At 71.4% G+C, this 20,955-nt stretch carries 19 protein-coding genes and 2 tRNA genes; 7 read left to right on the top strand and 14 right to left on the bottom strand.

Annotation, left to right across the window (positions count from 1 at the left end):
• Positions 1-91: 91 nt before the first annotated feature.
• Entirely contained in the window at positions 92-970 is an 879-nt protein-coding gene (locus ACFXKZ_RS26465; protein WP_380003467.1) for a hypothetical protein, read from the bottom strand.
• A 155-nt stretch (positions 971-1,125) separates the two neighbouring features.
• On the opposite strand from ACFXKZ_RS26465, the gene ACFXKZ_RS26460 reads away from it, so the two are divergent.
• Complete coding sequence (locus tag ACFXKZ_RS26460; RefSeq protein ID WP_380003539.1) at positions 1,126-2,226, top strand: Glu/Leu/Phe/Val dehydrogenase; 1,101 nt, start codon at positions 1,126-1,128, stop codon at positions 2,224-2,226.
• A 239-nt stretch (positions 2,227-2,465) separates the two neighbouring features.
• Positions 2,466-2,717, top strand: a complete 252-nt coding sequence (locus tag ACFXKZ_RS26455; RefSeq protein WP_020555620.1) for a DUF3073 domain-containing protein — start codon at positions 2,466-2,468, stop codon at positions 2,715-2,717.
• 195 nt (positions 2,718-2,912) lie between these two features.
• On the opposite strand, the gene purM is transcribed toward ACFXKZ_RS26455, so the two are convergent.
• The 3 genes from purM to ACFXKZ_RS26440 form a co-directional block, all read right to left on the bottom strand.
• Entirely contained in the window at positions 2,913-3,986 is a 1,074-nt protein-coding gene (purM, locus tag ACFXKZ_RS26450; protein ID WP_380003466.1) for a phosphoribosylformylglycinamidine cyclo-ligase, read from the bottom strand.
• 120 nt (positions 3,987-4,106) lie between these two features.
• Positions 4,107-5,663, bottom strand: a complete 1,557-nt coding sequence (purF, locus tag ACFXKZ_RS26445) for an amidophosphoribosyltransferase (RefSeq protein WP_380003465.1) — start codon at positions 5,661-5,663, stop codon at positions 4,107-4,109.
• 37 nt (positions 5,664-5,700) lie between these two features.
• Positions 5,701-6,489: a sterol carrier family protein gene (locus tag ACFXKZ_RS26440; RefSeq protein ID WP_380003464.1), complete on the bottom strand. Its 789-nt coding sequence runs from the start codon at positions 6,487-6,489 to the stop codon at positions 5,701-5,703.
• Between the two features lie 126 nt (positions 6,490-6,615).
• On the opposite strand from ACFXKZ_RS26440, the gene ACFXKZ_RS26435 reads away from it, so the two are divergent.
• Together ACFXKZ_RS26435 and ACFXKZ_RS26430 are read left to right on the top strand one after the other, a co-directional pair.
• Entirely contained in the window at positions 6,616-6,975 is a 360-nt protein-coding gene (locus ACFXKZ_RS26435) for a hypothetical protein (RefSeq protein WP_380003462.1), read from the top strand.
• Positions 6,945-7,814, top strand: coding sequence for a hypothetical protein (locus tag ACFXKZ_RS26430; RefSeq protein WP_380003461.1), 870 nt, complete (start codon positions 6,945-6,947; stop codon positions 7,812-7,814). Before ACFXKZ_RS26435 ends, ACFXKZ_RS26430 begins: the two co-directional genes overlap by 31 nt.
• Positions 7,815-7,942: 128 nt before the next feature.
• Here ACFXKZ_RS26430 and purL read toward each other — a convergent pair whose 3' ends face one another.
• The 3 genes from purL to purS are packed head-to-tail and all read right to left on the bottom strand — an operon-like array spanning position 7,943 to position 11,129.
• Entirely contained in the window at positions 7,943-10,192 is a 2,250-nt protein-coding gene (purL, locus tag ACFXKZ_RS26425) for a phosphoribosylformylglycinamidine synthase subunit PurL (protein ID WP_380003460.1), read from the bottom strand.
• Positions 10,192-10,869, bottom strand: a complete 678-nt coding sequence (purQ, locus tag ACFXKZ_RS26420; RefSeq protein ID WP_380003459.1) for a phosphoribosylformylglycinamidine synthase subunit PurQ — start codon at positions 10,867-10,869, stop codon at positions 10,192-10,194. Before purQ ends, purL begins: the two co-directional genes overlap by 1 nt.
• Complete coding sequence (gene purS, locus ACFXKZ_RS26415) at positions 10,866-11,129, bottom strand: phosphoribosylformylglycinamidine synthase subunit PurS (RefSeq protein WP_078976147.1); 264 nt, start codon at positions 11,127-11,129, stop codon at positions 10,866-10,868. Before purS ends, purQ begins: the two co-directional genes overlap by 4 nt.
• Positions 11,130-11,624: 495 nt before the next feature.
• On the opposite strand from purS, the gene ACFXKZ_RS26410 reads away from it, so the two are divergent.
• The 3 genes from ACFXKZ_RS26410 to ACFXKZ_RS26400 all read left to right on the top strand — a co-directional run bounded on the left by ACFXKZ_RS26410 (position 11,625) and on the right by ACFXKZ_RS26400 (position 12,404).
• Entirely contained in the window at positions 11,625-11,951 is a 327-nt protein-coding gene (locus tag ACFXKZ_RS26410) for an Lsr2 family protein (protein WP_126636576.1), read from the top strand.
• Between the two features lie 214 nt (positions 11,952-12,165).
• Positions 12,166-12,237: transfer RNA gene (locus tag ACFXKZ_RS26405), tRNA-Gly, on the top strand.
• Positions 12,238-12,328: 91 nt separating this feature from the next.
• Positions 12,329-12,404: transfer RNA gene (locus ACFXKZ_RS26400), tRNA-Gly, on the top strand.
• A gap of 151 nt (positions 12,405-12,555) precedes the next feature.
• Here ACFXKZ_RS26400 and ACFXKZ_RS26395 read toward each other — a convergent pair.
• The 7 genes from ACFXKZ_RS26395 to ACFXKZ_RS26365 form a co-directional block, all read right to left on the bottom strand.
• Positions 12,556-13,458: a phosphoribosylaminoimidazolesuccinocarboxamide synthase gene (locus tag ACFXKZ_RS26395; protein WP_380003457.1), complete on the bottom strand. Its 903-nt coding sequence runs from the start codon at positions 13,456-13,458 to the stop codon at positions 12,556-12,558.
• 73 nt (positions 13,459-13,531) lie between these two features.
• Complete coding sequence (locus ACFXKZ_RS26390) at positions 13,532-14,908, bottom strand: hypothetical protein (RefSeq protein WP_380003456.1); 1,377 nt, start codon at positions 14,906-14,908, stop codon at positions 13,532-13,534.
• A 192-nt stretch (positions 14,909-15,100) separates the two neighbouring features.
• Positions 15,101-16,381: a phosphoribosylamine--glycine ligase gene (gene purD, locus ACFXKZ_RS26385; RefSeq protein WP_380003455.1), complete on the bottom strand. Its 1,281-nt coding sequence runs from the start codon at positions 16,379-16,381 to the stop codon at positions 15,101-15,103.
• 43 nt (positions 16,382-16,424) lie between these two features.
• Complete coding sequence (locus ACFXKZ_RS26380) at positions 16,425-17,027, bottom strand: hypothetical protein (protein ID WP_380003454.1); 603 nt, start codon at positions 17,025-17,027, stop codon at positions 16,425-16,427.
• 89 nt (positions 17,028-17,116) lie between these two features.
• The gene (locus ACFXKZ_RS26375; RefSeq protein WP_380003452.1) at positions 17,117-17,839 is read right to left on the bottom strand and encodes a GntR family transcriptional regulator; all 723 of its coding nucleotides are present in this window, start codon (positions 17,837-17,839) and stop codon (positions 17,117-17,119) included.
• 261 nt (positions 17,840-18,100) lie between these two features.
• Entirely contained in the window at positions 18,101-19,453 is a 1,353-nt protein-coding gene (locus tag ACFXKZ_RS26370; protein ID WP_380003451.1) for an aspartate aminotransferase family protein, read from the bottom strand.
• A 112-nt stretch (positions 19,454-19,565) separates the two neighbouring features.
• A complete protein-coding gene (locus ACFXKZ_RS26365) occupies positions 19,566-20,858 on the bottom strand; it encodes an adenylosuccinate synthase (RefSeq protein ID WP_380003449.1) in 1,293 nt (430 codons plus the stop codon).
• Between the last annotated feature and the right edge of the window lie 97 nt (positions 20,859-20,955).

The raw sequence follows: 20,955 nt of genomic DNA, 5'->3' as shown, positions 1-20,955 counted from the left end.
AGCAGGTTGAGAGGCTTTCAGATCACGGGGTGACTGAACACGAAAGAGTGACGACGGTCACGCCGAAACTTCATGAAATGCGGACGCTTGCTCAGCTCGCGTGCTCCAGGGCGCGTACCGATTGCCAACGCTCCGTAATCCTGCGGTAGGCCGCCGATGCTCGCGCTCCGTCACCGGACCCCAGTGCGGCGATGCCCTCCGCGACGTCCGCGACGGAGGTGTCGGCGGTCGGATCGGGGGCGACCAGCCGCACCAGGCCGCCGTAGTCGAGCTCGACCATCGCGCGCGGATGGAACTCCTCCAGCCACCGGCCGACGTTCTCCAGGCCGGTGATCAGCGCACCGTCCTCGACCGTCTCGCGCAGCACCTTCAACGCCCGGGCGATCCGTCGCCTGGCCTGCACCATGGGGGTCCGGTAGTACAGCTCCCCGGGCCCCGCCGAGCCGCCCTCGGCCGCGGGCACCACGACCCGCTCCTCCGGCGCGAACAGCACGAACCAGCGCACCGGGACGTGCCACGTGCTGCTGTGGATGTGCGGATGCACGTCGGGGTGCGCCGACTTCCACCGCTCGTGCTCCAGGTGCGCCTGGTCGATCACCAGCCGGGGCCAGAACACGTCCAGGACGGTCGCCGGATACTCCCGGCGCAGCTCGGCCAGCGCGGTCCAGCAGCGCAGCCGGGTCTGCCGGGGGCAGATCACCGTGACGCCGTCCACGACCTGCACGTAGGCGTCCTCGCTCTCGTGCGGCGGGGCGATCACCGGCGGGGTGGCCAGAAGGTTCTCCAGGCCGCTCCGGTGCTCCTGCGCGGTGAGTCCGGCGGGCGAGGGCGGTTCGGCCGTCGCGGAGGTGCCTGACGGCCGCGTGGCGGCATACGCGGCCCACCGGCCGCGTTCCGGCTCGGGAAACGCCGCCAGCGGCTCGTACACCCGCAGATACGCCGCGTAGGGGGCAACCACCGAAGTCCGCACGAACGCATCTTGGCATGTCGCCGATGTCCCGAGCCGGCGAAGGTCCAACCCGGTGATCCGCTCGGGTTCTAGGCTTGAACCGCCGCGCACATCCGCGCGGCGCAGTGTCATCACGCCACCACGAAACCCATGGAGTCACCACAGTGACCGACAGCATGGACGGCCCGCACGACACGACGTCGGGCCTGGTGTTCGGCAGGTCGACCGGCCACGAACAGGTCGTCTTCTGCCAGGACCGCGCGAGCGGACTGCGCGCGATCATCGCGATCTACTCCAGTGCCCTGGGGCCCGCGCTCGGCGGTACCAGGTTCCACCCCTACGACACCGAGGAGGAGGCCGTCGCCGACGTCCTCAACCTCTCCCGCGGCATGGCCTACAAGAACGCCCTCGCCGGCCTCGACCACGGCGGCGGCAAGGCCGTGATCATCGGCGACCCGAACCGGGACAAGTCCGAGGTGCTGCTGCGCGCCTACGGCCGCTTCGTCCAGTCCCTGGGCGGTCGCTACATCACCGCCTGCGACGTGGGCACCTACGTCGACGACATGGACGTGGTCGCCAAGGAGTGCGACTTCGTCACCGGCCGCTCCCCCGAGAACGGCGGCGCGGGCGACTCGTCCGTGCTGACCGCGTACGGGGTCTTCCAGGGCATGCTCGCCTCCGCCGAACACCGCTGGGGCGCCCCGACGCTGCGCGGACGCCGAGTGGGCGTGGCGGGCGTCGGGAAGGTGGGCCGGCACCTGGTCGGGCACCTGATCGCCGACGGCGCCTCGGTGGTGATCACCGACGTCGACGAGCGGGCGGTGGCCCGGGTGCGGCACGAGCATCCCGAGGTGGACTTCGTGGCCGACACCGACACCCTGATCCGCATACCGGACCTGGACGTCTACGCCCCCTGCGCGCTCGGCGGCGCGCTGAACGACGAGACCGTGCCGGTGCTGACCGCGGCCGTGGTCTGCGGCGCGGCCAACAATCAGCTGGCCCATCCGGGGATCGAGAAGGCGCTGGCCGAACGCGGCGTGCTCTACGCGCCGGACTACCTGGTCAACTCCGGCGGGGTGATCCAGGTGGCCGACGAGCGGCACGGATTCGACTTCGAGCGGGCCAAGCGCAAGGCCTCCGGCATCCGCGCCACCACCGCACGGATCTTCGCCCTGGCCGACGAGGAGGGTGTGCCACCGGCCGTCGCGGCCGACCGATTGGCCGAGCGGCGGATGGCGGATGTGGGCCGGCTGCGTGACATCTACCTCCAAAGCTGACCGACAGGGTATCGTCAGACCCGGCAAAGGACCCCAGATCAGGCCCCTGACCAGCTGCAACGGCATAGCCCGGTCGGGGTCCGAGCCCCGCTGTCACCCATGCGACGTACCGTCCGGCGGCGGAAGCAGGTACCGTTAATCCCCTACGGGCCGGTTCTCAAGTGCCATCGAACCGTCTCTGACTATGAACGCGTGTCAAGACCCGGGGCCGTGAGCCCCGTCGTTGAGGGGGTCGAGCCATGGGGCGCGGCCGGGCCAAGGCCAAGCAGACAAAGGTCGCCCGCCAGCTGAAGTACAACAGCGGCGGTACGGATCTGAGCCGTCTGGCTGAAGAGCTGGGCGCGTCGTCGCCAACCGACTTGCCGATCGGCAAGCCCGAGGTTGACGACGACACGAGTGAAGACGAGTTCGACGACCCCTACGCGGGGTATTCGGCTCGCTACAACGATGACGAGGACGAGGAAGACGACGGCCGATCGCGCCATCGTTGACCCCGCACCCCTCGTCGTCGGGCACGGGAGGAAACACCCTCTTCAGCCGGGGTGCCCGTGCGCAGTGACACCGCCCGGTCCGGGACCGAGTAGGACGACTACTCGACCCCGGGCCGTTTGGCGTGTTCGCGAACACGCCCACGGCCGAGCCGCCGTCCCGTCGCGGGACGACGGCGGGCGCCGCGGGTGCCTTCGTCATGCCCGGTGATCGCCGCTCAGTACGGCCCGGCCGGAGCCGGTGACCACGTCGCCGAGGATCCAGGCCGGCACGCCGCGCTCGGCGAGCACCGCGAGGGCCGCGTCGGCCGCGTCGGCGGCGACCACCGCGACCATGCCCACACCCATGTTCAGCGTCTTCTCCAGCTCCGACCGGGGCACCTCGCCGAGCGCGCCGACCAGGCCGAAGATCGGGGCCGGGGTCCAGGTCGAGCGGTCCAGGCGGGCGTCCAGGTGGGCCGGGAGCACCCGGGCCAGGTTGGCCTCCAGGCCGCCGCCGGTGACGTGCGAGTAGGCGTGCACGTCGGTGCGCCGGGCCAGGTCCAGGCAGTCGAGCGAGTAGATCCGGGTCGGCTCGAGCAGTTCCTCGCCGAGTGTGCGGCCCAGTTCCGGGACGTCGCGGTCGAGCTTCCAGCCGGCGACGGCGAAGAACACGTGGCGCGCCAGCGAGTAGCCGTTGGAGTGCAGGCCGGAGGCGGCCATCGCGATCACCACGTCGCCCTCGCGCACGCGCTCCGCGCCGAGCAGGCCGTCGGCCTCCACCACGCCGGTGCCGGCGCCCGCGACGTCGTACTCGTTCGGGTCGAGCAGGCCGGGGTGCTCGGCCGTCTCGCCGCCGACCAGCGCGCAGCCGGCCAGGACGCAGCCCTCGGCGATGCCCTTGACGATCGCCGCGACCCGCTCGGGGAAGACCTTGCCGGTGGCGATGTAGTCGGTCATGAACAGCGGTTCGGCGCCGCACACGACCAGGTCGTCGACGACCATGCCGACCAGGTCGTGGCCGATCGTGTCGTGCTTGTCCATCGCCTGCGCGATGGCGACCTTGGTGCCCACGCCGTCGGTCGCGGTGGCCAGCAGGGGGCGCTCGTACCGCTTGAGCGCGGAGACGTCGAACAGGCCGGCGAAGCCGCCCAGGCCGCCGACGACCTCGGGCCGGGTGGCCTTGCCGACCCATTGCTTCATCAGCTCGACGGCGCGGTCACCGGCCTCGATGTCGACGCCGGCCGCGGCGTAGCTCGCGGTGCGGGGGGTGGGGGTGGACTGGTCGCTCACGGCGGCGGCCCTTTCGGGTCGGGGTGGATCCTTGCGGAACGCCCGTCGCGCCCCCGGGAAGGGGGACACGACGCGGCGCACCGGAAACGGAAACTCGCTGGACTGCGCGGACTCGGCGGATCAGGGACGACGGAGCGCGTCCTCCGCGCCGCCGCCGCCGAGGAGGGCCTGCACGCCGTCCACGTCGGTGCGGACGGACTGCTCGATGCCTTCGAGCAGGTGCTTGCCCAACCGCTCGGGGTCGGGCAGCTCGATCGGGTATTCCCCGTCGAAGCAGGCCCGGCACAGCCGGTCCTTGGGAATGGTGGTCGCCTCGACCATCGCGTCGAGCGAGATGTAGGCGAGCGAGTCGGCGCCGAGCGACTTGGCGATCTCGTCCACCGAGAGACCGTTGGCGATCAGTTCGGCCCGGGTGGCGAAGTCGATGCCGAAGAAGCACGGCCACTTCACCGGCGGCGAGGAGATCCGCACGTGCACCTCGGCCGCGCCGGCCTCGCGCAACATGCGCACCAGCGCGCGCTGGGTGTTGCCGCGCACGATCGAGTCGTCGACCACGACCAGGCGCTTGCCCTGGATGACCTCGCGCAGCGGGTTGAGCTTGAGCCGGATGCCCAGCTGACGGATGGTCTGGCTGGGCTGGATGAAGGTCCGGCCCACGTAGGAGTTCTTGACCAGGCCGTTTCCGTACGGGATGCCGGACTGTTCGGCGTAGCCGATCGCGGCGGGGGTGCCCGATTCCGGGGTCGGCATGACCAGGTCGGCGTCGACCGGGTACTCCTGGGCCAGCCGGCGACCCATCTCGACCCGGGACGCGTAGACGCCGCGGCCCGCGATGGTGGTGTCGGGGCGGGCCAGGTAGACGTATTCGAAGACGCAGCCCTTGGGCTTGGCCTCGGCGAAGCGCCGGGTGCGCAGGCCGTGCTCGTCGACCGCGATCAGCTCGCCCGGTTCGATCTCGCGGATGAACGAGGCGCCGACGATGTCGAGGGCGGCGGTCTCGCTCGCCACCACCCAACCGCGCTCCAGGCGGCCGAGCACGAGGGGCCGGATGCCCTGGGGGTCGCGCGCGGCGTAGAGCGTGGTCTCGTCCATGAAGACCAGCGAGAAGGCGCCCTTGACCTCGGGCAACACCTGCATCGCGGTCTGTTCCAGGGACAGGTCGGGACTGCCGGCCAGGAGCGAGGCGAGCAGGTCGGTGTCGCTGCTGGCCTCGATCCGGCCCTGGTAGGGGTAGTTGAGTTCGCCGCGCTCGGGGCCCTGCTCGGCGACCAGACGGGACAGCTCACCCGTGTTGGTGAGGTTTCCGTTGTGGCCGAGCGCGATGCTGCCGGTCGCGGTGGCCCGGAAGGTCGGCTGGGCGTTCTCCCAGACGGACGATCCGGTGGTCGAGTAGCGGGCATGGCCTACGGCCATGTGCCCGCGGAGCGAGCCCAGAGTGGTTTCGTCGAAGACCTGGGAGACCAGGCCCATGTCCTTGAAGACCAGGATCTGGGATCCGTTGCTCACAGCTATGCCGGCGGATTCCGTTCCGCGGTGCTGCAAAGCGTAGAGACCGAAATAGGTGAGTTTTGCGACCTCTTCGCCGGGGGCCCAGACGCCGAAGACGCCGCAGGCGTCCTGCGGGCCCTTCTCGCCGGGGAAGAGATCGTGGTTGAGTCGTCCATCGCCACGTGGCACGTGATCGAGTCTACGACAGGGCCGGATCGGTCGCGGATCACCCCATCAGTGGCAGGTATCCGGACAAGTCGCTACGTTCGCCACTGGCCAGGACCCGACCGTCGTCGACGGCGTCCGCCCAGGTCAGACGGCCGGTGGCGAGGCGGATCCAGGTCCTTGGGTCGGTCTCGACCACGTTGGGCGGAACGCCCCGAGTGTGCCGGGGTCCTGTGACGCACTGCACTACGGCGAACGGCGGGACGCGGACCTCGACCGCGTGTCCGGGGGCGCGGACGGCGAGCGCGTCGGCCAGTGCGCGCACCACCGTGCCGAGCGCGTGGCGGTCGTGCGGGAAGGGCTCGCCGGTGGCCCGCTCCAGGTCGTCGCTGTGCACGACGCCCTCGACGAGGCGGGTGACGAGCATGTCGGGCAGGCGCATCGGGCCGATCCGGGTGATCGTCGTGCGGGTGTCCGGGACGCCGTCCAGGGCGGCGATCGCGGCGTCGACGCAGTCGGCGGGGGTGCGGCCGGCCTCGGCCATGTCGTCGGCGATGGCGGAGATCACCGAGGCGTGCGCGCGGGTGCCGTTGGCCCACTGCTCGACGGTGATCGGCGGGCCGGTCGGGACGGGTTCGGCGAGCCAGCGCGGGACCGCCTCGACGCTCGCGGCCAGGTGGCCGACCAGGTTGGCGGTGGACCAGCCGGTCAGCCCGGAAGGGGCGGCCAGTTGCGCCGGGGTCAGCCGCGCCGTGACCTCGGCCATCGCGCGCCACTCGGCGATCAGCGCGGTGCGCACCTTGGCCGGATCGACCTTGCGGGGGCGGGGGGCGGCGGGGCGGTTCGTCATGGGTGCAGGTTAGAGGGCGGTGCGCGGGTGGGGTGGAGGGTTTTCGGCCCGAAGTAGGCGATTCGTTTCTGCACGGATTCGGCGCGCGCTCGCGCGCCGCGACCGGCGTGCCGTGACGCTGGGGGCATGAGCGATTACGGGGATCCCGGCCGGGTCGAGGCGATCGCGGCCGAGTTGGCCGGGGCGGCGGAGCGGGTGCGGCCGGTCTCGACGGCGGTCGACTGGCGCGGCGGGGCGGCGGAGGCGTTCGCGGCCCGGGCGCAGGTCTGGCGGCGGGAGTGCGCGGCGACGGAGCCGGCGGTGCTGGCCGTGGTCGAGGCGCTGCGGGCGCACGCGGCGGCGATACGGGCCGCCCTGGGCCGCATCGCGGCGAACGAGCGGGCGGCTCGGGAAAGGGTGGGGTCGGCGGCGGGGTCGGATGCGGCGGAGTGTTTTCCGGCGTCGGGCAGTGCGGCGTGGTTGGACGAGCGGTGGGCGGCGCGGTGATCGCCGGGTTCGCCGCCGCGCCCGGCGCGCTGGTCACGCTCGCGGGTCGGTTGCGGGCGGTGGCGCGGGAGGTGTGGGGGCTGCGCGAGCGGGTGGCGGCGGTCGATGTCGCGGCGAGCCGCCCGTTGGCGCCTGAGACCTTCGAGGTGCTGCGGACCCGGCTTCGGGAGGCGGTGGAGACGCTGGATCGGGCCGAGCGGGGCGGGGTGGATCTGGCCGATCGGCTGGTCGACAACGCCCGGTCCTACGCGGAGGCGGACCACGGCGCGGCCACCCGACTGCTCGACCTGGCGCCGGCGGGCGGGGGGCACGCGGGGCCGGGGCCGGCCGACGGGTGGATCCGCGCGGGCGAGCCGTCGTTCGCGCCGCCGGAGGTGTACGACGGGCCGTTCGCGGTCCGGCCGATCGGTCGCGGGGCGGGTGTCGTGCGGGTCGCGGCGCCGGAGGCGGGCGGGGAGGAGATCGTGGCCCGGGCGAAGCGGTGGGCCGACCTGGGGCTGGGCTACAGCATGAGCGGCTTCCACGACGGCTACCGCACGGACTGCTCGGGGCTGGTCTCGATGGCCTGGGGGCTGCCGCCGCCGGGGCTGACCACGGTGACGCTGCCGGAGGTGTCCCACCCGATCGGCCGGGACGAGCTGCGACCCGGCGACATCCTGCTCAACACCGCTCCGGGCGCGGCCGGCCACACGCTGATCTTCGCGGGCTGGGCGGACGCGGCGCACACCAGGTACCACGCGTACGAGGAGAGCGCGCGAAAGGGCGCACATTTCGACACGATCCCCTACCCGTACTGGCCCGGGCACGGCATGTTCCGGCCGTATCGGCTGGGGACGTAGGAATGGCGGGGCCCCGCCGCGGTCCCGGGCGGCGCGCCGGCGGAACACCGGGACGGCGGCGCCGGGAAACGGCGATGCCCGTGAGGGGTGCACGGGGCACCCCTCACGGGCACGGGAAAGCCGCCTACTCAGCCGAACAGGGTCTTCAGGGTCTGCTCGTGGGCGGTGCGCAGTTCCTCCAGCGCCACCGTGAAGTGACCCTGGAAGTCGAGCGTGTCGCCGTCGACCACACCGATCCGGGCGCACGGCAGGCCGCGCACCTTGCACATGTCGGTGAAGCGCATCTCCTCGCTCCTGGGCACCGCGACGATCGCCCGGCCCGCCGACTCGCTGAACAGCGCGACGGTCGGGTCCAGGTCCTCCGCCAGCACCACCCGCGCGCCGTGGCCGCCGGTCAGGCACGCCTCGACCAGGGCCTGGGCCAGACCGCCGTCGGCGAGGTCGTGCGCGGCGTCGATCATGCCGTCGCGCGAGCCCGCGATCAGGATCTCGGCGAGCAGCCGCTCGCGCTCCAGGTCCACCCTCGGCGGCAGGCCGCCGAGGTGGTCGTGGGCCACCTGCGCCCACGCCGAGCCGGACAGTTCCTCGTGCGTGTCGCCCAGGAGCAGGATGATCTGCCCCTCCTCGGCGAAGCCGACCGGCGTGCGCCGCTCGACGTCGTCGATCACGCCGAGCACGCCGACCACCGGGGTCGGGTGGATCGCCGTCTCGCCGGTCTGGTTGTAGAACGACACGTTGCCGCCGGTCACCGGCGTGCCCAGGATCTGACACGCGTCGGCCAAACCGCGCGTGGTCTCGGCGAACTGCCACATCACCGCCGGGTCCTCGGGCGAGCCGAAGTTCAGGCAGTCGGTGACGGCCAGCGGCCTGGCGCCGGTGGTGGCCACGTTGCGATACGCCTCGGCCAGCGCGAGCTGGGCGCCGGTGTACGGGTCGAGCTTGCAGAAGCGGCCGTTGCCGTCGGTGGCGAGCGCCACGCCCAGGCCGGTCTCCTCGTCGATGCGGACCATGCCGGAGTCCTCCGGCTGGGCCAGCACGGTGTTGCCGAGCACGTAGCGGTCGTACTGGTCGGTGACCCACGACTTGTCCGCCAGATTCGGCGAGGCGACCAGGTCGAGCAGGGTCGCCTTCAGCTCGTCGGCCGTGCCCGGGCGGGGCAGCCGCTCGGCCGCGTCGGCCTGGAGGGTGTCCTGCCACTGCGGGCGCGCGTACGGCCGCTCGTAGACCGGCCCCTCGTGCGCCACGGTGCGCGGCGGCACGTCGACGATCTGCTCGCCGTGCCAGAAGATCTCCAGCCGGTCGCCCTCGGTGACCTCGCCGACGACGGTGGCGATGACATCCCACTTGTCGCAGATCTCCATGAAGCGGGCCACGTGGGCCGGCTCCACGACCGCGCACATGCGCTCCTGCGACTCGCTCATCAGGATCTCTTCGGGCGAGAGCGTGTGGTCGCGCAGCGGGACGGTGTCCAACTCGACCCGCATGCCGCCGGACCCGGCCGAGGCCAGCTCCGAGGTGGCGCAGGACAGGCCCGCGCCGCCGAGGTCCTGGATGCCCGCGACCAGGTGCTCGCGGAACAGCTCCAGGGTGCACTCGATCAGCAGCTTCTCCTGGAACGGGTCGCCGACCTGGACGGCCGGGCGCTTGGCCGGGCCATCCGCGTCGAACGTCTCCGAGGCCAGGACCGAGACCCCACCGATCCCGTCGCCGCCGGTGCGGGCGCCGTACAGGATCACCAGGTTGCCTGCGCCGGACGCCTGCGCGAGGTGGATGTCCTCGTGCTTCATCACGCCCACGCACAGCGCGTTGACCAGCGGGTTTCCCTGATAGCAGGGGTCGAAGACGATCTCGCCGCCGATGTTGGGCAGGCCCAGGCAGTTGCCGTAGCCGCCGATGCCCGCGACCACGCCGGGCAACACGCGCCGGGTGTCGGGGTGTTCGGCCGCGCCGAAGCGCAGCGGGTCCATCACCGCGACCGGGCGGGCGCCCATCGCCAGGATGTCGCGCACGATGCCGCCGATCCCGGTCGCGGCGCCCTGGTAGGGCTCCACGTAGGACGGGTGGTTGTGCGACTCGACCTTGAAGGTCACCGCGTAGCCCTGGCCGACGTCGACGACGCCGGCGTTCTCGCCGATGCCCACGAGCATCGCGTCGTTCTCGGGCATCTTGTCGCCGAACTGGCGCAGGTGCACCTTGCTCGACTTGTACGAGCAGTGCTCGGACCACATCACCGAGTACATGGCCAGCTCGGAGGAGGTCGGCCGGCGGCCCAGGATCTCCCGGATGCGGCTGTATTCGTCCGGCTTGAGGCCGAGTTCGGCGAAGGGCTGCTCGACGTCGGGGTGTTCGAGCGCGTTCTTGACGGTGTCGAGGCTCATCAGGCGTTCACCAGGCGCTTCAGGATCGAGGTGAAGAAGGGGAGGCCCTCGGTCGTGGGACCGGTCAGCGGCTCCACCGCATGCTCGGGGTGCGGCATCAGACCGACCACGTTCCCGGCCGCGTTGCTGATGCCGGCGATGTCGCGGCGCGACCCGTTCGGGTTGAGGTCCAGGTAGCGGGCGATCACCCGGCCCTCGGCCTCCAGCATGTCCAGGGTGCGCTCGTCCGCGACGAAACCGCCTTCACCGTTCTTGAGCGGAACGGTGATCTCCTGTCCGGGCTCGAAGTCCGACGTCCATGCGGTGGACGTGTTCTCGATCCGCAGCTTTTGGTCCCGACAGATGAAGTGGAGGTGGTCGTTGCGGGTGAGCGCGCCCGGCAGCAGGTGCGATTCGCAAAGAATTTGGAAACCGTTGCAGATGCCCAATACCGGAAGACCGGCCTGCGCCTGCTCGATCACCGATTCCATGACCGGCGAGAAGCGCGAGATGGCTCCGCAACGCAGGTAGTCGCCGTACGAGAATCCGCCGGGCAGGACGACCGCGTCGACCTGCTGGAGGTTCTTGTCCTTGTGCCACAGGGCGACCGGCTCGGCACCGGCGATGCGCACCGCGCGCCGGGCGTCGTGGTCGTCGAGCGAACCGGGGAAGGTGACGACGCCGACGCGGATCGTCACTTCTCCCCCTCCGCCTCGACGCGGACGGTGAAGTCCTCGATCACGGTGTTGGCGAGGAAGGACTCGGCGGCTTCGCGGATGCGGGCGAGGGCGGCCTCGTCGACCGGTCCCTCCAGCTCCAGCTCGAAACGCTTGCCCTGGCGGACGTCGGTGATTCCGTCGAATCCCAGCCGTGGCAGCGCGCGCTGCACGGCCTGTCCCTGGGGATCGAGGATTTCCGGCTTGAGCATGACGTCGACGACGACGCGTGCCACAGGCACTCCCACTGTGATGGTTCGGGCCGGTCGTCCGTATCGCGGGATACGGGGGGTCGGACCCTGCTGCTGGATCGGGTCGGTCGACGCCGGCACCCGATGGATCGGCGGTATCAGGGTACCGGCCGCCTCCGGGCGACCCGCCCCGGCGCCGAGTTATCCACAGCTTTGGGGTTGTCCACAGGGAGCCCGACCGGGTCCGGATGTCAATAAATCGCCTTCAACCGGGCAATGTACCCCGGCTGGGCTCATCCGGCGGTCGACTCGACGCCGCGTTGTCCACAGGCTGTGGATCAAACCGGCCGACACTCGGGACACGCCCGCCCTCGCGCGGCGAGAGGAATATCTCGCGTATCGTGAAAACGAATCGCCGACCGGTAAATTAGCGCTTACCGAACCGGAGAACAGCGGACCACACCGCAACGGTTCGCGTTTAGCGCTTAGACTCGGCAATGTAGTTTTGTTTTTCGCCTCGGTGCTATCACCCGAGAGGACACCGCCATGGCCCAGCGTGTAGTCGTCAGCCTGCACGACGACATCGACGGAAGCGAGGCCACGGAAACCATCCGTTTCGGCCTCGACGGCAAGTCGTATGAAATCGACCTTTCGGAAGAGCACGTTCAGCAGATGCGGGATGCGCTGGCTCCTTATCTCGCGGTCGCGCGACGTACCGCGCGCACCGGAAAGCCCTTCCGCCAGACGACCGTCACCTCCGACCCCGCGGCGGTACGGGCCTGGGCCCGTGCCCGCGGTATGGACGTACCCGCCCGCGGGCGCATCCCGGCCCGGGTATACGCCGAATTCGAGGCCGCCAACACGGCGAACTGAGCGCGCCTCCGCACCGGCGACCGACACCACACGTGTCCGACCCGGCCACCTCTCGGCCCCCGTCCCCGCCCGCGGCGGAGCGGGGGCCGGGGTCGTTCCGAAAGAACTTTCCCTGGCAAACCCGGACATCCGTGATGATCCGACTCCGGAGCGTACTGGGCACCCTCGGGGGTCCTATAGAGTTCTCTTGCACCCGGGAAACCGGGGAACACACGCAGGCGTAGCTCAGTGGTAGAGCGCCCCCTTTCCAAGGGGGAGACGCAGTGTTCAATTCCTGTCGCCTGCTCTGCTCGACCCCTCGAACCGAGGTCGGTGGCAACCACCTCCGCGGATCGGGTAGGGTTGGGGACACAACGCGGGGCAACGCCCCGAGTCGTGCGGACGTGGCTCAGTTGGTAGAGCATCACCTTGCCAAGGTGAGGGTCGCGAGTTCGAATCTCGTCGTCCGCTCCACGAGAAGGCCGGATCACTTATGTGATCCGGCCTTTCTGTCGTGTGCGCCGAGTCCGCCGGGGACGCGTGGGCCGAATACCGTCCCGGCCGGCCCGACGGGTGTCGGGCCGGCCGGGAATCGGCGTTCGGCGGGCCGGCGCGTGTGGATCGATCAGGCCCAGCGGTTGCCGGTCAGTCGCTCGTACACCTCGACGTACTTCTCGTGCGTGCGCGCGACGACCTCCTCGGGCATGTCCGGCGGCGGGGTGTCCGCCACGCGGTCCCAGCCCGACTCGGGTGAGGTGAGCCAGTCGCGCACGTACTGCTTGTCGAAGGACGGCTGGGCGTGCCCCGGCGCCCAGCGGTCGGCGGGCCAGTAGCGGGACGAGTCGGGGGTCAGCACCTCGTCGGCGAGCACCAGGCCGCCCGCCGGGTCGAGGCCGAACTCGAACTTGGTGTCGGCCAGGACGAGCCCGCGCTCGCGCGCGATGTCCCGGGCCCGGCCGTAGACGGAGAGCGTGGCCCGGCGCAGCGCGTCGGCCAGTTCCGCGCCGTGCCGCTCGGCGACGTACGCGAAGGAGACGTTCTCGTCGTGCTCGCCGACCTCGGCCTTGGTGGCCGGGGTGAAGATCGGCTCGGGCAACTCGGAGCCCTCGGTCAGGCCCTCGGGCAGCGCGACGCCGCATACCGAGCCCGAGGCGCGGTACTCCACGGTGCCGGACCCGGCCAGGTAGCCGCGCGCCACACACTCGACCGGCACCATGTCCAGCCGACGGCACACCAGGGTGCGGCCGGCCCAGTCGGCGGGGGCGCCGGCGGGCACGTCGGTGGACAACACGTGGTTCGGGTACAGATCCGCCAGCAGGTCGAACCACCACAGCGACAGGCTCGTGAGGATCCGGCCCTTGTCCGGGATCCCGGGCTCCAGGACCCAGTCGTAGGCGGAGATCCGGTCGCTCGCCACCATCACGAGGTTGTCGTCGGCGTCGGTGTACAGCTCGCGCACCTTGCCGGTGTGGATGTGGGTCAGACCGGGGACCTCGACCGGCTCGGGCTTGGTGACGAATCCGCTCACGGAACCAGCGCTTTCTTGGGGTGTGGTGGGGCAGGGTGAGTCTTTCACGGGCCCCACCGCGGACCCGAGGGCGTCAGGCCGCCGAACCGTCGGGGTGGACCGGCTCGCGGGTGGCGATGCCGATCCGGGCCAGCCAGGCGCGCAGCGGGGCGTCGTTGCGCTCGTCGACGGCACGGGTGATCAGCGTCGCCAGGTCGACCGCGCGGCCGGAGCCGTCGACCAGGACCGGGCCGTCAAGCCAGTCCACCGCGGGGTGCATCCGGCCGGTGTCCAGGGCCGCGCACGCCACCACCGCGAACAGGTGGTCGGCGGCCTTGCGGTGGTCCTCGTCCGGATCCCGGCGCAGCACCGCCAGGGCATCGTCGACGGGGGCCGCGAACGCCGCTGCGCGGGCCCGCCACACCGGCTCGATGACCGCGTCGGGGTAGTCGGCCCAGGAGACCGGCTCGGGGGTGGGTCCGTCGGCGAAGATGCCCGCCGCGAGCCGGGAGATCTCGCCGTCCATGGCCACCGGGTCGGCGAGCAGGTCGCCGGCGGCCCGCTCGGCCAGGCGGGCGCCGAACGCGTCGGCGAGCTTGTCCCGCCGGGACAACTCGGTCAGCGCCGAGACCACGCCCGCCATCAGCGCGTCCGGGCGGCGGCCGATGGCCCAGGCGGGAGCGGCGAGCCGGGTCAGCAGGCGGTCCCAGCCGGCGTAGGCCAGGCCGACCTGTTCGTGCGCGGTGGCGCGCAGTTCGGGCTCCAGCGGGATGGCCAGGGCCGCCGCGCCGACCGCGATCTCGCGCTCCATCAGTTCGGCGTGGCCCTGGCACAGGCCGAGCAGTTGGCGGGCGAAGGAGCGGGAGAGCCGGCGGGCCGGGCGCAGCGGGGCCGGGCCTAGCGGGCGCCGTACGTCGGCGACCGCGTCGAGGCGGCGGACCCAGCGGCGGGCACCGGCGACCACCGGTTCGGCGGACGCCTCGGTGCCCGCCACGACCGGGGCGAGCAGGGCGCGCAGCTCGCCCACCCGCAGCCACCACAGGAACGGCGCGCCGACCACCAGGACGGTGCGTCGGGGTCGGCGAGGGTCGGGTTCCAGCCAGCTGTCGCATTCCGGGCACAGGCGGATGCCGTCGGGCACCGGCACGTTCAGGCGCTCGGCCAGCTCGCGCACCATCGTGTGCAGTTCCGGCGCGTCCTCCGGGGCCAGCACGACCGCCGGGACACCGGAGCGGCGCACCAGCGCCAGGTCGAGCGCGACCCACCCGAGCACGGCCACGATGGCCACCGCCAAGGCGGCGAGCAGCGTAGCCGGGGCGCTCTCGCCGAACGTGCGCGAGGCCCAGTACACCAGCAGGCCGGCGGCCGTCAGCGCGGCCAGGACGGCACCGTTGCGCACCCACAGCACCGCGCGCGCCCGCGCGCGTGCCTCGGCCAGCGCCAGTGGTTCGGCCGACTCGCCCACACGCATCGCCCCCATCCGATCCTGGATCCGGGGATCACTCGTCCGGGTCGTCGGTCACGACCCGCGGTGCTCGCACGATAATGCGACGAGTTCTGGTGTTCAGCCGCTTCGGGCCGAACACCATCCCTGCGAGTGAGATCCGGGGCCGGACGGCTGTGTGGGTTTGAGCCGACCGGTAAAGGGGCCGAACGGCCGAATTCAGCCCTGGGGCCGGTAGCCGGCGACCGAGATCTCGCCCCGGCTCGCCTTGGCGGCGATGTCGGTGCGGTGGTGCGAGCCGGGCAGGCCGATCAGGGCCACCCCCTCGTACGCACGCTCCCGGGCCTGCTCCAGGGTCGCCCCGGTGCCGGTGACGGAGAGCACCCGGCCGCCGGAGGACAACACCTCGCCGCCCTCGCCGCGGCGGGTGCCGCCGTGCAGGACGTAGGTGTGCGGGAGCTTGGCCACCTCGGCCAGACCCTTGATCGGGTCGCCCGTGCGCGGGGTGGCGGGGTAGTTCTCGGCGGCCACCACCACGGTCACGGCCGCGCCCTCGTGCCAGCGCAGCGGCTCCAGTTCGCCCAGTCGCCCGGTCGCGGCGGCGTGCAGCACGCCGGCCAGTGGGGTGGCCAGGCTCGCCAGCACGACCTGGGTCTCGGGGTCGCCGAAGCGGCAGTTGTACTCGATCACGCGCGGGCCGCGCGAGGTGAGCGCCAGGCCGATGAACAACACGCCGGAGAACGGGGTGCCGCGGCGGCGCATCTCGTCCACGGTGGGTTGGGCGACGGTGCGCACCAGGTCCTCGGTCAGGCCCTCGGGGGCCCACGGGAGCGGGGTGTAGGCGCCCATGCCTCCGGTGTTGGGGCCCGCGTCGTCGTCGCCGACCCGCTTGAAGTCCTGGGCGGGCTGGAGGGCCACCACGTCGTCGCCGTCGCAGAGCACGAACAGCGAGACCTCGGGGCCGTCCAGGAACTCCTCGATCACCACCCGGTCGCAGGACGCGGCGTGCGCGCGGGCGACGTCGAGGTCGTCGGTGACCACGACGCCCTTGCCGGCGGCGAGGCCGTCGTCCTTGACCACGTAGGGCGGCCCGAACGCGTCGAGGGCGCGGTCGGCCTCCTCGGCGGTGGTGCACACGTAGCTGCGGGCGGTGGGCACGCCGGCGGCGGCCATCACCTCCTTGGCGAACGCCTTGGAGCCTTCCAGGCGCGCGGCGGTGCCGGACGGGCCGAAGCAGTCGATGCCCCGCGCGCGCACGGCGTCCGCGACCCCGGCGACCAGCGGGGCCTCGGGGCCGACGACGACGAGGTCGACGCCGAGGCGCTGGGCGAGGTCGGCGACGTCCCCGGCGTTGAGGGCGTCGACCTGGCGCAGTTCGGCCACCTGCGCGATGCCGGCGTTGCCGGGCGCGCAGTAGACGGCGGACACCGCGGAGTCGAGGGAGAGCGAGCGGCACAGGGCGTGCTCACGGGCACCGCTGCCAATCACGAGGACCTTCACACGGGCAGCCTAGTGGCACGCCCGGCGGCGGATGCCCCCGCGCTCAGGCGAAGACGACCATCGCGCCCAGGGTCACGCTCTCCTGGGCGGCGGCGTACAGGGTCGCCCAGACGAAACGTTCGCGGGCGAACGGGGCGCCGTCGTAGGTCGGCGTCGGCCTGGGCGGGTCGAGCAGGTCCACGCCGATGTACGGGGCCAGGTCCTCCAGCTCGCGCAGCATGCCCAGGCTGGAGCCGAGCGGCCCGCCTTCCTCGGGCAGCGGGTCGTCCATCAGCGGTTGCGGAAAGTCGATCGGCAGGTAGGCGCCGGCGTGGTCGTAGTGCCACACCAGGTGGGAGAACTGGGCGGCCGCCTCGAAGGTCTCCAGGAGGCGGTCGTAGTCCTCGCCCAGTCGCTCCACCGGGGTGACCGGGAACCCCGTGCGATGCAGCAGGTAGGCGCGGCGCAGGTAGTGCAGCGACTCGTGGTCGAACGCGCCCGCGAGCCGCACCTCGGCGGTGCCCGGCTGCCAGGTGCGCACCGGCACGGTGGGCAGGCCGTGGCCCACCAGTGCGGCGTCGTAGGCGGCCAGTTCGTCGCGGAACGGATTCTCCGGGTTGTGACACAGCGCGTCCACCAGCGGAACGAGCCAGACGTCGCAATCCACGGTGCAGCTCCCGGTCCTGTCGATCCCACGCGGCGGTTACCGGCGCCACCGTACCGCCACCGCGCCGGCCCGCATTCCGTGGGCAAGCGTCAGTGCGCGTCCGCGAGTTCGCGGGCGAGCCGGCGACCGGCCGAGGTGTAGTCGCGCATCAGCGCCATCGATCCCTCCGCGTCGCGCGCGGCGACCTTGTCGGCGAGTTCGCGATAGCGGCCCCAGCCCGATGCGGTCGGCGGGGCGTCGCGCAGGTAGGGGACGATGTACATCCAGGCCTGGACCCGGAAGACCGCGAGCACGTCGGCGAGTCGGCGATTGCCGCTCCAGCGACCCAGTTCGCCGAAGAACCGCCGGTCGAGCAACGCGACCTCGGACACGTCGCCGTTCCAGTGCGCGCCGTCGAGTCGGTCGCCGAGCGCGCGCAGCACCGGCATCGCCTCGTCCGGCGCGGTCCGGGCGATCCGGCCGATCAGCGGCACGCCGAGCAGTCGGCGCGACTCGACGATCTCGGCGAAGTCGGTCCAGGTGAACCGGCAGACCTGGAAGCCGCGATGGTGGCCGCCGAGCAGCAGGCCCTGCGCGGCCAGTTGGATCAGCGCCTCGCGCACGGGGGTCGCCGACACCCCGAAACGTTGCGCGGTCTCGTTGACGGTCAGCGAGGTACCGGCCGGCAGCCGGCCCGTCACCAGGTCGTCGCTCAACACCTCGGCGATCTCCTGGCGCAGGCTGATCCGCCGCAACGGGGCCTGAGCACCGCCGGGATCGGCCGGGCCGAGAAGCAGGCCGCCGTCTAAAACACTGCCCTGTGCCGACTGCACGCGGTCTCTTCTCGCCGGCCGTCGGCACCGTCGCGCCGACGGGCACCCGTCCGATCAAGTCGATCGCGTCGATCATATGAACCGATATCCGATTTGGGGAGCAACGTGCCCATCCGATTTCGCCCGGGACGCCGGGAGTCGGTGCCCGAAGGGGTGATCGGACGGCGAACACCGGGGGTGGAAACGCGAAAAAGCCGTACCCGCGCCGAAGTCGGCGCGGGTACGGCCCGGTTCGCGAAGGGTTGCACGCAGTGCGAAGGGCTACCCGCAGAACGCGTCGGCGACGGTCAGCGCCTCGTCCAGGATGGCCAAGCCCTCCTTGACCTCGGCCTCGGTGCTCGTGCACGGCGGCACCACGTGGGTGCGGTTCATGTTGACGAACGGCCACAGGCCGCGTGCCTTGCATGCCGCGGTGAACTCGTTCATCGGCTGCGCGGCGGGGCCGGCGGCGTTGTAGGCGACCAGCGGCTCGCGGGTCTCCTTGTTCTTGACCAGCTCGATCGCCCAGAACACGCCGAGGCCGCGCACCTCGCCGACGCTCGCGTGCCGCGTCGCCATCGCGCGCAGTTCGGGGCCGATCACGCTCTCCCCGAGCCACTTGGCGTTCTCGACGATCTTCTCGTCGCGCATCGCGTTGATCGTCGCGACGGCGGCGGCGCAGGCCAGCGGGTGACCGGAGTAGGTCAGGCCGCCCGGGTAGGGGCGCTCGCGGAAGGTCTCGAAGATCCGGTCCGAGATGATCACGCCGCCGAGCGGGACGTAGCCGGAGTTGACGCCCTTGGCGAAGGTGATCAGGTCGGGGGTGATGTCCCAGTTGTCCACCGCGAACCACGCACCGGTGCGGCCGAACCCGGCCATCACCTCGTCGGCGATGAAGATGATCCCGTACTTGTCGCACAGCGCCCGCACACCCGCGAGGTAGCCGGCCGGCGGCACCAGGATGCCGGCGGTGCCGACCACGGTCTCCAGCACGATCGCGGCGATCGTCTGGGCGCCCTCGAACACGATGGTGTTCTCCAGGTGCGCCAGCGCGCGCTCGCACTCCTGCGCCTCGCCGTCGGCGTGGAACGCGGAGCGGTAGGCGTACGGGCCCCAGAAGTGCACGATGCCGGACACGCCGGTCTCGTTCGGCCAGCGGCGCGGGTCGCCGGTCAGCGCGATCGCGTTGGCGGTGGCGCCGTGGTACGAGCGGTAGGTGGAGAGCACCTTGTGCCGGCCGGTGTGCAGCCGCGCCATCCGGATCGCGTTCTCGTTCGCCTCGGCGCCGCCGTTGGTGAAGAAGACCCGGTTCAGGTCGCCGGGCGCCAGCTCGGTGATCAGCCGCGCGGCCTCGCTGCGGGCGTCGTTGGCGAAGGCCGGCTGGACCATGCACAGCTTGTCGGCCTGTGCCTTGATCGCCGCGACGACCTTGGGGTGCTGGTGTCCGATGTTGGTGTTGACCAGCTGGGACGCGAAGTCCAGGTATCGGTTGCCGTCGTAGTCCCAGAAGTAGGAACCCTCGGCGCCCGCGACCGCCAGCGGGCTGATGAGCCCCTGTGCGGACCAGGAGTGGAAGACGTGGGCGCGGTCGGCGTCGTAGACGGCCTTCCCGGCCGCCGGGTCCAGAGTGCTCATGCGGCCCACCCTAAGGCCGGGCAAACGCCGTCCGAAGCGACAGATTGTCACCGATCACGGGGTCCTGCCGACAGTGTGTCGGCAGGACCCCGCGTGGCCTCGAAGCCCTGCGCTACTTGCCGCGCAGCAGGCTGTTGATCTCGATGGTCTGCGTGCGGCCGGGGCCGACGCCGATCGCCGAGATCGGGGCGCCGGACATCTCCTCCAGGGCCCGGACGTACGCCTGCGCATTCCCCGGCAGATCCGCGAAGGTGCGCGCGCCGGTGATGTCCTCGGTCCAGCCCGGCAACATCTCGTAGATCGGCTTCGCGTGGTGGAAGTCGGTCTGCGACATGGGCAGTTCGTCGTGCCGCACGCCGTCGATGTCGTACGCGACGCAGACCGGGATCCGCTCCCACCCGGTGAGCACGTCCAGCTTGGTCAGGAAGAAGTCGGTGAGCCCGTTGACCCGCGTGGCATACCGCGCGATGACCGCGTCGAACCAGCCGCAGCGCCGGTCGCGCCCGGTGGTCACGCCGCGCTCGTGGCCGATCCGGCGCAGCGCCTCGCCGTCCTCGTCGAAGAGTTCGGTCGGGAAGGGGCCGGCACCCACGCGCGTGGTGTACGCCTTGAGGATGCCGATCACGCCGGTGATCTTGGTCGGGCCGATGCCGGATCCGGCGCACGCGCCGCCCGCCGTGGGGTTGGACGAGGTGACGAACGGATAGGTGCCGTGGTCCACGTCCAACAGCGTGCCCTGACCGCCCTCGAGGAGGACGACCTTGCCCTGGTCCAGGGCCTGGTTCAGGACCAGCGTGGTGTCGGCGACGTAGGGCCGCAGCTGGTCGGCGTAGCCGAGGTATTCCTCGACGATCTCCTCGACCTTCAGCTCGCGGCGGTTGTACATCTTGACCAGCATCTGGTTCTTGTCCGACAGCGCGCTCTCGACCTTTTGGGTCAGGATGCCCGCGTCGAACAGGTCCTGGACGCGGATCCCGACCCGGTTGATCTTGTCGGCGTAGGACGGGCCGATGCCGCGTCCGGTGGTGCCGATCTTGCGCTTGCCGAGGAACCGTTCCGTCACCTTGTCCAAAGTGCGGTGGTACGGCGTGATCAGGTGCGCATTGCCCGAGATGAGCAACTTGGAGGTGTCGATGCCACGTTCGACCAGGGTGCTGATCTCGTGCAGCAGCACCCCCGGGTCGACCACGACACCGTTGCCGATGACGGGCGTGCACTCGGGCGTGAGGATGCCGGAGGGCAGCAGGTGGAGGGCGTACTTCTGATCGCCGATGACAACGGTATGGCCGGCATTGTTGCCGCCCTGGTACCGAACCACGTAGTCGACGGATCCGCCGAGCAGGTCGGTAGCCTTCCCCTTGCCCTCGTCTCCCCATTGGGCGCCGACGAGTACGAGTGCGGGCATGAGGCGTACACCCCTTCCAGGCGGGGCATGTTTGACAACGGGAGCCCCGGACGGTCCAAGCCCCTTGACGCGATGCGCGGCAAGGGGCTCTTGCGGG

The organism is Embleya sp. NPDC059237 (assembly GCF_042754105.1).
Taxonomy (GTDB): domain Bacteria; phylum Actinomycetota; class Actinomycetes; order Streptomycetales; family Streptomycetaceae; genus Embleya.
This window is presented reverse-complemented; position numbering and strand designations above follow the sequence as displayed.